Source organism: Timonella senegalensis JC301, assembly GCF_000312125.1.
Taxonomy (GTDB): Bacteria; Actinomycetota; Actinomycetes; order Actinomycetales; family Cellulomonadaceae; genus Timonella; species Timonella senegalensis.
The window spans coordinates 490,136-501,651 of the sequence record NZ_HE978641.1; the positions used below are offsets into that span (position 1 = coordinate 490,136).

Annotated in this window: 9 protein-coding genes; 3 read left to right on the forward strand and 6 right to left on the reverse strand. The window is 59.1% G+C overall.

All coding sequences use genetic code 11. The features are described 5' to 3' along the window. Positions 1-27: 27 nt before the first annotated feature. Positions 28-1,182: an N-acetylglucosamine-6-phosphate deacetylase gene (gene nagA, locus HGSM_RS02115; protein WP_019147085.1), complete on the reverse strand. Its 1,155-nt coding sequence runs from the start codon at positions 1,180-1,182 to the stop codon at positions 28-30. 331 nt (positions 1,183-1,513) lie between these two features. Here nagA and HGSM_RS02120 point away from each other — a divergent pair, with 331 nt between their 5' ends. Then, positions 1,514-2,071, forward strand: a complete 558-nt coding sequence (locus tag HGSM_RS02120; protein ID WP_019147086.1) for a cupin domain-containing protein — start codon at positions 1,514-1,516, stop codon at positions 2,069-2,071. 269 nt (positions 2,072-2,340) lie between these two features. Here the strand turns inward: HGSM_RS02120 and HGSM_RS02125 are convergent, their stop codons facing one another. From HGSM_RS02125 to HGSM_RS02140, 4 genes are all read right to left on the reverse strand, one after another. Further along, positions 2,341-5,016: a glycoside hydrolase family 2 protein gene (locus HGSM_RS02125; RefSeq protein WP_019147087.1), complete on the reverse strand. Its 2,676-nt coding sequence runs from the start codon at positions 5,014-5,016 to the stop codon at positions 2,341-2,343. Between the two features lie 66 nt (positions 5,017-5,082). Then, positions 5,083-6,465 (reverse strand): type 2 periplasmic-binding domain-containing protein, encoded by a 1,383-nt coding sequence (locus HGSM_RS02130; RefSeq protein ID WP_019147088.1) that lies wholly within the window; start codon positions 6,463-6,465, stop codon positions 5,083-5,085. A 118-nt stretch (positions 6,466-6,583) separates the two neighbouring features. Further along, positions 6,584-7,486: a carbohydrate ABC transporter permease gene (locus tag HGSM_RS02135; protein WP_019147089.1), complete on the reverse strand. Its 903-nt coding sequence runs from the start codon at positions 7,484-7,486 to the stop codon at positions 6,584-6,586. Next, positions 7,483-8,610 (reverse strand): carbohydrate ABC transporter permease, encoded by a 1,128-nt coding sequence (locus HGSM_RS02140; protein WP_019147090.1) that lies wholly within the window; start codon positions 8,608-8,610, stop codon positions 7,483-7,485. The genes HGSM_RS02135 and HGSM_RS02140 overlap by 4 nt, the downstream gene beginning before the upstream one ends. 148 nt (positions 8,611-8,758) lie before the next feature. On the opposite strand from HGSM_RS02140, the gene HGSM_RS02145 reads away from it, so the two are divergent. Both HGSM_RS02145 and HGSM_RS02150 read left to right on the forward strand, forming a co-directional pair. Next, complete coding sequence (locus HGSM_RS02145) at positions 8,759-9,766, forward strand: LacI family DNA-binding transcriptional regulator (RefSeq protein ID WP_019147091.1); 1,008 nt, start codon at positions 8,759-8,761, stop codon at positions 9,764-9,766. A 151-nt stretch (positions 9,767-9,917) separates the two neighbouring features. Beyond that, positions 9,918-11,141, forward strand: coding sequence for an amidohydrolase (locus HGSM_RS02150; RefSeq protein WP_019147092.1), 1,224 nt, complete (start codon positions 9,918-9,920; stop codon positions 11,139-11,141). Positions 11,142-11,269: 128 nt separating this feature from the next. Here HGSM_RS02150 and HGSM_RS14545 read toward each other — a convergent pair. Further along, on the reverse strand, positions 11,270-11,516 hold a 247-nt coding region (locus tag HGSM_RS14545), incomplete at its 5' end, for a substrate-binding domain-containing protein (protein ID WP_195891319.1).

Genomic DNA, 11,516 nt, shown 5'->3' on the forward strand with positions numbered 1-11,516 from the left:
TTTTTTGTGCTGTGGTTCCGGGTCAGGTCAGCGTTCTACTGCGAGCTCTCCCCCGCGGTACACCTTGGTCACGTTGAGGCTTGGGTCGAGCACAACCACGTCGGCGCGCGCCCCCACCTCGAGGTTGCCGATGTCAGTGCGGCCCAGAGCCGCGGCCGGGGTCGTGGTGGCTGCTGCCAGCGCGTCCTCGAACTCCAGTCCTGCCTCTGCAACGGCAAACTGCACGGCGCGCTCCATGGTGAGCGTGGATCCAGCGATAGAGCCGTTCGACTTGAGTCGGGCCACTCCGTCCAGCACAGACACTTCAAGCGAGCCGAGCATGTAGTCGCCGTCGGACATGTCGGTGGCGTCCATCGAGTCGGTGACAAAGATGGTGCGCCCGCGTCCGGCGGTCTCCGCTGCGTGCTTCACGATTCCCGGGTGCAGGTGCACGCCGTCCGCGATGAGCTCAACGGTGATGCGCTCGTCGTCCAGGAACTTGATGATGGGGCCGGGGATGCGGTGGTGGATTGAGTTCATGGCGTTGAACAGGTGGGTTACGTTGTTTGCGCCTGCGTCGATCGCCTCTGCAGCGCCATCGTAGTCCACGTCCGAGTGGCCGACTGCGGCGATTGCGCCGCGTGCCACGAAGTTGCGCACTGCGTCGATTCCGCCCTCAAGTTCGGGGGCGATGGTGACCATCTTGACCGCGCCCGGGTGGGCGTCAAAAATCGTAGCGATGTCCTCAGGGGTTGGCGCCTTGAGCAGTTCGGGCGCGTGGGCGCCCTTGTGCTTGAGGGAGAGCCATGGACCCTCGAGGTGGATACCCGCGATCTCGCCGGCGTCCACGAGCGGGCCGAGCGTGCGTACGGACTCTGCAACCTGGTCGATCGCGCCCGTCACGAGCGAGGCAACCATCGTGGTGGTGCCATGGTTCAGGTGCGTGCGCAGCGCGGTTCGTGCGGCCGCTAGCGCGTCCTCACCCGAACCTCCAAACGCTCCGCCGCCACCACCGTGGCAGTGGATGTCCACGTACCCGGGCACCATCGTGCCTTCGAGTTCCGTGACCTGCGCGTCCGCGTAAATTGGGTCGATGTCTTCAGTGCCGATTGCGGTAACCCTGCCATCCGCGATCGCGATCCATCCGTTCAGCAGAATCTGCTTTCCCGTGTGGATTGCGGCGGCTCGGAGCACTTGTGTCATTGCGTGACTATCCTTCGGTGTCGAAAGTTGTGACCTCCCCAGGCCTCCTCAAGCCTACCTGAGCCGCGCCCTACGGCCGCGTGTCGTTGGTCCTTCGCCGCACAGTGATGCGGCTGGTTCCGCCCCCTGATTTTCGACGATTGTGCCAACGCAAGTCGGAAGAGTTGCGCCTCGCAGTCGGCGCGTTGGTACGGGTGCCTGACGGCACGAGGATCGCTGGTGGTGGGCGTTGAGCGGGGGTGGGGCACGATCGTCGAAAATCAGGGGTGGTGCCGCAGGCGGCACCACCCACTACAGTTACCTACGGCCCACACCCCACAGAAGAGGAACCATGCTCCCGCGCACTGTCACTCACCGCGTCACCGGCGAGACAATCACATTTGTTGAGACCGCCTCCGAGACGGGCGGCGAACACCTGACCCTGCTCGTGGAGCTGCCGTCCAACGGCGATGGGCCTCCCCTGCACAGCCACAAGCGATTCGTTGAAGAGTTCACGGTGCAGAATGGAACGCTCGCGGTCACTGTGGATCGCCAGAAACTCGAGCTGGGCGCCGGCGACAAGGCCCTCGTTCTGCTGGGGCTCAACCACACGTTCACCAACGACTCCCCTGAGCCCGTGGCGTTCAACGTGCGCATCTCGCCGCCGCTCCAGTTCGAGGAGTCCGTGCGAATCCACTACGGCCTTATGGACGACAATCTGACCGACAAGAACGGCACACCCAAGAACCCGCTCCACCTCGCGCTCATCCTGCATCTCCAGGACACGATCGTTGCGGGAGTGCCCAAGGGCCTGCAAAGTGCGATCCTGCGGTCGCTCGTGTGGCTCGGGCGCAAGACAGGCGCCTACAAGGACTTGGACAAGTACACGGGCGCGCCCCTGCAGTTCTGAGCTGCTGGGTGGTGGGCGGGGTGGTCGCCAGCGAGCCGAGCGAGCACGGCGAGCACGGCGAGCACCGCGAGCACCGCGAGCACCGCGAGCACCGCGAGCGGCCTCCTCAACCCAAACTCCCGCGAGTGCCGGTTTTTGGCGGTGAGTGCCGGATCCGCGATCCGGCACTCACCGCCAAAAACCGGCACTCGCCTGGCCAGATGCGATGTCATCTCACATGCTGGAGTTCAGTTCCGCCTGTGATCCCTGTTCAATGCAGATACCTGCGCCTACTCACCGGCAGCCGCGCGCAGCATTGCAAGCCCAAGCTCGCGTGCGACAGGCGCTTGCGCGAGTGCTTGGCGCAACTGGAAGGTCGTCAGCGTAACGTCACCTTCACTCCAGCGCACGGTGGCTGTTGTCGTTGCCGTACCACGCAACCAACCCGAGAAGATTCCCGAGTACTGCAGCGCTGGCCTCATCATGTTGGGCAGCCCGTTAATGACTAGCGGTCCGAGGAGATCTTCGAACGCGATACCCAAGATCGTCTCGCCAGGAACGGAAGCAAATGGCCCAGAGCGATCGAGCCACTCGTTGCGTGGCACCCAGTCTCCGTCGCCGGTGCGTGCACCAACTCGAGCTGAGGGCAAGAACCCAAAGCCATCCGCAAGGGCCCCTTCATCCTCAATCAGAACCAGGACCGATCCTCCTGAGCGTGCATGCGCCTGAGCCTCAACGTCGAAGAGTGTCGTCACAAGCAGACCGGAACCTTCGCCATCACACGACGTCTTTTGAGTTCCAAAGCGCTCATGCTTCTGCCCCAGAGCATTGAGCCAATCGGCTACATCATCGTTCGCAGCAATAACCGGTGTAGAAATCGATCCGCCCGCGCTAGCAACCACAATGATGTCTGAGACGTCACGTGAGACCAACTCGCCATCGACTCGAAGCTCAGCGGCCAGTTCGATCGCACCAGCGTGCACGGGTAACGTCACTGTGAACTCATGAGTGCTAAACGATTGTGCAGGTACTGGAACCTCATGGACTGCACGACCGTCTACCGATAGAGACAGCATCCCCAACGCCTCTGACTGAGGCGCACCGTTGCGCGCGGGCACCACAGTCAACGAAACCTCGAGATCCTGCTCGACAAAACCTGAGTAGGACGCAGGACGAACGGCAACCGCATAATCGCTGTTCACCAGTGCAAACTCTCCGTTGAACTGCTTGGGTCCGCGGTTCATATCAAAGAGTCCATTCGCTTCCCACTGCACATCGCTTAGCTGAGTAAGGACGTACCCGGACAGTTCCGGATGCGATCGAATGGACGTGGTCTGGTACCGGTTCGCAACCATTTGCACGCGCTGAAGCTGGCGCACGAGGCTTTCCCAACTGCCGAACACTTCCCTCAGCCCGGAAAACTCGAATCGGGACAGCAAGTTAGTGCCTTCTGCAGCGCCGAAAGCCCAATCTGCACCGGTCGCGAACCACCAGGGTTCGGATCCGTCGGTGAACTGATCCAAAACATGTGGAAGGCCCCAGTTTCCAAACTCTGAAAGCACTAATGGCTCGTGCCCGGTCCGCTCACCGTCTCCATGGGGGCTGAAAGTCCAGGACGGCCGCTCAGCAAACTCAGAAACTAGGCGATCCCACTCACGCCTGCTCTCCGGGATGCCACGATAAAGGTGGTAGTCATCAACATCGGTCTTGAGGTGGTAGTTGGGTAGACACGCAGAGTTATCAACAACGAGTGAACCTCGTGCTGCGTTCTTTACACGGTCAAACGAGTGCCGCAGCCATTCACGTTGCTTACTGCTGTCAAGGTCGATACCCCACGATTCGTTCATCAGCGTCCACATGACGATGCTTGGGTGATGTTCGTCCTCGCGGATAAATCGTTCGAGCAGGGCAACCCCGCGCTCCGCGCCTTCAGGGGTCCAGGTGAGCCAACTCGGCAGTTCTGTCCAGACCAGCATGCCAAGACGATCTGCGAGTTCGTAGTACCTGGGGTCTGGCCGTTTGATGTGCACTCTGAGCATGTTGAATCCGAGTGCACGAGTTTCGCGGAATAGGGACTCCAGTGCTTCTGTCGATTCTGGAATGCTCGAAGAACCAGGGTGATAGTCCTGGTCAAGCACACCGCGCAGTTCAAGTTCGTGTCCGTTCAGGAAGAACTTACCGTCGCGCGACTCGAACGCGCGGAAACCGGTTGTGCGCTGGACGGAGTCGCAGATAACGCCGTCGCGCACAATACTAACGTTGACGTCATACAAGTTCGGCTGATCGATTCCCCAAAGTTCTGGCTGATCCACACCTACATGGATTGGGGCCCCAGGTTCCGCAACCGCGGAAGCCACTGGTTGCCCTAGGTACGAGACTTCGACGCGGACCTGTACACCTTCTTCAGCTCGTGACAGTTGTGGTTCCACAGAGATGAGGCCAGTCGCAGCATCCGCATGCAGACCGAGCGAAGTGACATGCACAGGATGACGTTCTTCAATCCGAACAGACTGCCAGATTCCGGCGGTGGTTCCATACCAGGTCTGCTTACCGTGCGGGATCTCAAGAAAACCTGGCACCTTTGGAGTGCCGTATCGGGGCGGATAGCCCACCTCGACCACGATCGTGTTCTCACCGCCGACAAGCGCATCCGTCAGGTCACACTCAAATGACTCCCAGGCGCCCTCGTGCTCACCGACAATCTCGCCATTGAGGAGGACCCGAGCGGAGTGGTTCACTCCGCCAAACACGGCCACAATCACAGATTCACTGTGTGACGAGCCAAGGACGTACTCAAAAGTGCGTGAGTATCGGACAGTGGCGTGAGAGTCTCCGTACCCTGCCACTTGAGTAGTCCACGGTCCTGGCACTTGGACTGCGGCGGTGAGTTCAACCTGCGAGTTCCGGTCTAGGATTTCCAGATTCCACGTGCCATCTAGATCGAGCACGGGGCGAGTGGTGACCACTTTTGATACCTCCTGAGATTGAGCGCGGCCCGTGTCGGGCCGCGCTCGATGCCGCATCGGCACTGACTACTTGGTCTGCTGCTCTACCCGAGACTGCGCTTCGGTGAGTGCTGCATCAATGGCCTTGCCGTTGAACCAGACTTCCTCAAGCTGCGTGTGGATAAGCGACTTGATCGCGGTCCAGTTGTCTACCTGAGGCACGAACGTAATGTTCTTGAGTGCCGTTTCCGTGTAGTTGGAACGCAGTGGAGCGTTCAGGTACGCATCGGAGTTGATAACCGAGACTCGTGGCGAGAAGTGACCAGTGGCGAGCGACCAGGTGTCGGTGTTGTTGTACAGGTACTTGGCAAACTCAATCGCCGCACGGTATTGCACTGGGTCATTGTCCTTCTGGGTCGGCATAACCCACATGTGCGAGGATGCCCAAGCAGCAGACTGGTTGAACACTGTTGGGAAGTCCACCACCGTGTAACCGAAGGTTGAGGTTGCAGCGTATTCGTTGACTGCCCAAGTTCCGTTCGCAAGAATTGCCGACTTCTCGTTCTTCCACTCGTCGATCGATCCTGCGTAGTCGGCGTTGGTGTGGATGTACTCACCCTCGATGAGCTGGTTGATGAACTCAAGGGCCTTCTTTGCCTCTGCGGAGTTCACGTTTGCTGAGCCATCCTCATTGAGGAGTGCGCCGCCCTGCTGCGCAACAAAGGTGAAGAACGTGCGCCACAGCATGTCGTCATTGGCTACGCCAACGCTCATGATGTACTTGCCAGTCTTCTCCTTCACGTCCTTTGCCATTTGCAAGAACTCTTCTGGCGAGGTTGGAGAAACGGGCTTGCCGTCCTTCATGTATCCCGCCTGCTCCAGGATGTCAGTGTTGACGTGCCACAACAGTGCGTGGGAGTCGAATGGGACTGCGTAGGTCGAACCGTCGTACTGCACGGATTTCTGCGCTTGTGCAGTGGCATCAGACATTTCAATGCCAAAGTCGGCTGGGTTGAAGGACAGGAGTTGTCCGCGCTTTGCGTAGTCGGACAGTGCGTAGTCGTGGAGGTTTGCCACATCAGCGGGCTCGCCGCCCGCGATCGAAGCGTTGAACGCGTCGTAGTAGGAGTTCCAGTCCGACCCACCTAGCCGTTCAATCTTGATTCCGAACTCATTCTCAGCGTTGAACTTGTTGGTGAGGATCTGGATAGCCTCACACTCAGAGGTTGCCTTTGCGGTGTCGGTAACACCCTGAGTTGTCTCTTCACAGTCGCCGAACATGCGCGACATCGTGATCGTTGTGCCCTTAAGTTCATCAGCAGTGACAGCCTTAATGGCTGCGTTCAGGTCCTTGTTTCCTTCGGGTGAGCCACCTTCGGGCGCACCACTAGTGCCGCCTCCGCACGCTGCGAGCAGCATCGCTGCTGCGGCGAGCGACGCCGTTGTCGCGAGGGCCTTCATCTTTCGCATTTCTTTCTCCTTTGAACGTACGGACCGAACAGTCCGTCTGAGGTGCGGTGAGTTTCACCGGCTTCTGAATGCATCGCACGCTGCCACCCCAAGGGGTTAGCGTCGAACGAACGCGGGCCTACTTGTCACCCGAGGTCATTGCGATACCTCGGATCAAGTGCTTCTGGAAGAGCACAAAAATGATGAGCAGTGGCAGCGACCCCACAAGTCCACGAGCCATAAGACTTCCCAGCTCCGTCGCTTGAGCAAAGTTGCCCTGGAGCGAGGCCAATCCTGTGGTAATGGTGAACATCTCTGCCTTCGTTGCGGAGACCAGCGGCCAGAGGTAGTCGTTCCAGGTCTGCACGAACGTAAAGATTGCGAGTGCGACCATGGATGGTCGCGCCAGCGGAAGCATGATCGAGAAGAAGACTCTCCAAGGGCCCGCACCGTCGAGCCGCGCAGCTTCCTCAACCTCATCCGGCACCTTGGAGAAGAATTGGGTCATGAGGAACACTCCGAGTGGCGCTGCAATGCGCGGGAGAATCAGTGCCCCGTAGGTGTTATGCATTTCCCAATCCGCAAACATTGTGAACAGGGGGATGAACATCGCTTCCTTCGGGATCATCAGACCAGCAAGGACTGACGCATAGACGATCGTCTTTCCACGGAAGTCGATCTTTGCAAAGGCATAACCCGCCATTGCACACAGGAAAACCGTCAGCACGGTGGTCCCAAGCGTCACGATCGCACTGTTAAGGAACCACTGACTTGTAAGCCCAACGGAGAAAACGCCCAAGAAGTTATCGAGTGTAAAGTCCTGCGGGATAAGGCTCGTCGTGTTCTTAGTCAGAGCCTCGTTGTCGGTAAGCGCGAGCGAAGTCATCCAGAACATTGGAATGAGCCACACCAGCGCCGCAATCACCATCGCGATGTGATACCAAGCGGTCCCGGAGACTCTGCGGAACGACCGCCGCGGCTCGAGGGTGACCGATGGGGCATCAAGGGTTTTCACGCGAGAAGGAGACACGACGGTGCTCATTTGGTGTTGTCCTTCCCGAGGTACTTCATTTGGATGACGGAGACGACGAGCATTAGCGCGAACAAGAAGAGAGAAATCGCGGATGCATAACCCAGTTCGAAGTCTCTGAACCCTGTTTGGTAGATATGCTGAATAAGCACCTTTGTCTTAGTTCCGGGACCACCTCCGGTCATGATGTTGACCTGACCGAATACCTGGAACGATGCGATAACTTGCATGACCATGACCAGCAGCAGAACGTGCTGAATCCCCGGGAGAGTTACCGAGACGAACTTGCGCCAGCGACCTGCACCGTCAAGGGACGCGGCTTCATAAAGAGTTGCGTCTACGTCTTGCAAACCAGCTGCAAAGAGGACCAAGTTGAAACCGACGGTCCACCAAACGGTGGTGATAATGATTGCCGTCATGGCTGTGTTTGGATTCGCAAGCCACGAGATCGGGTCGACGCCAAATGGTTCAAGCATTCGTGCAAGAAGCCCCTGGTTCGGTGAGAGGAAGTAACTCCAGATCAGCGTGACAACCGAAACTGGCAGGATGTATGGCAAGAAGAATGCCATTTGGTAAAGCCTGGAGCCTCTTCTCCCACCTTGCAGCGCGAGCGCCATGATCAGACCCAGCCCTGCGATGATCGGGGTGGAAATGAGGGTGAAGTAGAGGGTGTTCTTCAGAGAGACCCAGAAGTCCGGGTCATTCCAGAATCCGTTCTCCCCGGGGTGGAACCCGAGAACAAACGCAAGGGCAACAAGTGCAAGCACGCCGGTAACACGCCAGGCCGTAATGCTCTTCGATTTCACAGGCGTGAACAACAGCAGCACAGCAACCACCAGCAAGCCCAGCCTGACCCAGAACATGTGGGTCATTGACCACGCGATGTTCACGCCCCACAGCATCCTCTCGTAGTTGCCGAGGCCAATGAACTCCTTGGTGGAACCAAGGAGATCCCAGTCGTAGAAGCTCATCTGCACCGCTTGCACCACTGGATACAGAACGAAGATCAGGTACAGAACGATGAATGGTGCAATGAAGGCAATTCCATAGCGCAGATTCCGACTCCTTGCCTTCTTCGCGCTTGGACTCAGGACTCTTTTCTTGCCACCTACTGCCCGGGCGGATGCTGTTGCCACGGGAACCCTCCCTTTTGCCACGTTGCAAAAACTTGATGGATTGATTTACGCATGAAGCCTGTAAGTCTGTCAACTAGCGTGACCGAACTGTTGTAAAGTGACTGGGAAAATACGGATTCTTGGCTGGTCAGCAACTCAAGGAGCGCGCATGTCCGCAAACATTCACGACGTCGCGAAGCTCGCTGGGGTCTCGCCGCGCACAGTCTCCAACGTGGTCAATGACTTCGTCCACGTACGTCCAGCCACCCGAGAAAAGGTCCTCAGAGCAATCGAGGAACTGAACTACCGCCCTAACATCTCGGCGCGTAGGTTGCGTCAGGGGCGCACACGAATCATCGGCTTTGCCGTCCCGGAGCTCTCTCAGCCTTATTTTGCGGAATTGTGCGAACTTGTCGAGTTTGTTGCGCAAGAACACGGCTACACAGTCATCGCAACGCAAACAGGGGGCGAGAAAGAAGCCGAACGAAAGTTTCTCCGAGAGTTCTCGTCCCACATCGTTGATGGGCTAATTTTCAGCCCGATGGGTCTCCAGAAACCGGAGCTCTACAAAACACCGCCCAGCGTGCCCACAGTGCTGATCGGCGAGCAAATCTCTAGTTCCAAGTACACCTCGATAGCAATTGACAACGTGCGAGCCGCCCAAGATCTCACCCGCCACCTCATCGAGCAAGGAAACACAAGGATTGCAACACTCGGTGCGTACCATACTGACCTCTATCGCAGTTCTCGGTTACGCCTCGAAGGGTATAGAAACGCACTCGACGAAGCGGGACTGATTTTCGATCCTGAACTGGTGCTTTATACAGATCAGTTCAGCAGAACGGCAGGCAGGGAAGGCGTAACCGCGGCGCTGCAACAGGGCATCGAGTTTGACTCGATAGTGTGCTTCACGGACGTGCTTGCCTTCGGCGCGCTTCGCGCGCTTGCAGACGCAGGAAAACGCGTTCCGACTGACGTCGCACTGGCAGCCATCGACGACCTCCAAGAAGCCGAGTTCTCGGTTCCCTCACTCACCTCGATCCGACCCAACAAACGGCGGATCGCAGAGCAAGCCGTGAACAGTTTGCTCGAACTCATCGCGTCCAATGAACAAGAGCCGCAGAACATCGAGATCGACTACTCACTCGTCATCCGCGAAAGTTCCATATCCGCATAGCCGCGAAACCACCCGGCGCCCCAGCCCAAACTCCCGCGGCCTCCTCAACCCAAAAACCGGCACTCGCCAGACCGAGCGGGAAGGTCCTGCGAAGGCAGTAGGGCGTGGCGCAGAAAAGAGCCTGCAACAAACGTGGCGTAGCGTTGAAGTCATGAGCAACTCAGTAATCGCAATCACCGGCGGGCGCGTAGTGCCCGTCACCTCCGAGCCGATCGAGGGCGGCGTTGTCCTGATCGAAGGCGGGAAGATCACGGCCGTGGGTGCAGCCGGCGACGTGACCGTGCCCGAAGGCGCCGAGATCATCGACGCGACCGGCAAGTGGGTAACCCCGGGTGTCGTTGAGGCGCACGGACACATCGGCATCGATGAGGAAGCCAATGGCCCAGCGGGCGACGACACCAACGAGATGACCCAGCCAACTACCCCCGGGGTTCGCGCGCTGGACGCCATCAACATCGACGACGAGGGCTTCCGCGACGCGCTCGCGGGTGGAGTGACCGCGGCCGTCATCAAGCCCGGTTCCGGAAACGTCATCGGCGGACGCACCTGCGCCATCAAGACGTGGGGTGGCCGCACAATCGACGAGCAGGTCATCAAGGCTGAGGTCTCCGTGAAAGCCGCGCTGGGCGAGAACCCGAAGCGCGTGTACGGGGGCAAGGACAAGATGCCCTCAACTCGTCTGGGCGTCGCGTACGTCATGCGCACCGCATTTGTGAAGGCGCAGAACTACGCCGCAAAGCGCGCGGCAGCCGAGGAAAAGGGCGAGCCGTTTGAGCGCGACCTTGAGCTCGAGACTCTCGCTGCAGTCCTCGACGGGACCCTCGTATGGGACCAGCACACCCACCGCCACGACGACATTGCAACCGCGATTCGCCTGTCGGAGGAGTTCGGATACAAGCTCGTGGTCAACCACGGAACCGAGGGTGGCAAGCTCCGCGACGTGCTCGTGGAGAAGGACATCCCCGTCATCTACGGCCCGATCCTGACCTCGCGTTCCAAGGTTGAACTGCGCGACCGCGGCATCAACAACTTTGTGGAAATGGCGAATGCGGGCGTGAAGCTCGCGATCACCACCGACCACCCCGTTGTACCCATCGATCGCTTGGTACTGCAGGGCATTCTCTGCGTGCGCGAGGGCGCCGAGCACCAGACCGTGCTTGAAGCCCTGACCATCAACCCAGCTGAGATGCTCGGCCTTGACGACCGCATCGGATCGCTCGAGGTGGGCAAGGACGCTGACGTAGTGGTCTGGAGTGGCGACCTGCTCGAATCGCAGGAGCGTGCCGAGAAAGTCCTGATCGACGGCAAGCTCGTGTACTCGTGGGACAACGCGGCACACAAGGCCCACATTGTGGAGCGCGCTGACCGTTTCTGACGACACCATGGGCGCCCTGGACATCATTGGCAAGCGCGCCTTTGGATCGGGCAGGCGTGGGGCCCAGCATCCGCGAGGCCTAACATTCGCGGAGCCCAGCAAGCACGCTGGACCGATGCAAGACTTGGTTACGCAGCAGGCGGGGCGGTGGATTCTCGGGCAATAACCGTGATCCGCTGCTCCGCCTTTTCCACGTTCCCGCCGGTCAGGAGTTTGAGCATTTCACCGGCAGCGGCCCTCCCCAACTCCACGGCGTCTCGGCTGAGCGCGGTGAGCGTGGGGTGCAGGACCTGGCAGGTTGAGGAATCTTCAAAGGAGACCACGGAGACGTCCCGAGGCACATTTTGGCCAACCGCGGTCAGTACTCCAACTCCG

Bases quoted from the DNA above. Each gene is read 5' to 3' on its own strand.
- nagA (WP_019147085.1), bottom strand. From the start codon at position 1,182: ATGACACAAGTGCTCCGAGCCGCCGCAATCCACACGGGAAAGCAGATT.
- HGSM_RS02120 (WP_019147086.1), top strand. From the start codon at position 1,514: ATGCTCCCGCGCACTGTCACTCACCGCGTCACCGGCGAGACAATCACA.
- HGSM_RS02130 (WP_019147088.1), bottom strand. From the start codon at position 6,465: ATGCGAAAGATGAAGGCCCTCGCGACAACGGCGTCGCTCGCCGCAGCA.
- HGSM_RS02135 (WP_019147089.1), bottom strand. From the start codon at position 7,486: ATGAGCACCGTCGTGTCTCCTTCTCGCGTGAAAACCCTTGATGCCCCA.
- HGSM_RS02145 (WP_019147091.1), top strand. From the start codon at position 8,759: ATGTCCGCAAACATTCACGACGTCGCGAAGCTCGCTGGGGTCTCGCCG.
- HGSM_RS02150 (WP_019147092.1), top strand. From the start codon at position 9,918: ATGAGCAACTCAGTAATCGCAATCACCGGCGGGCGCGTAGTGCCCGTC.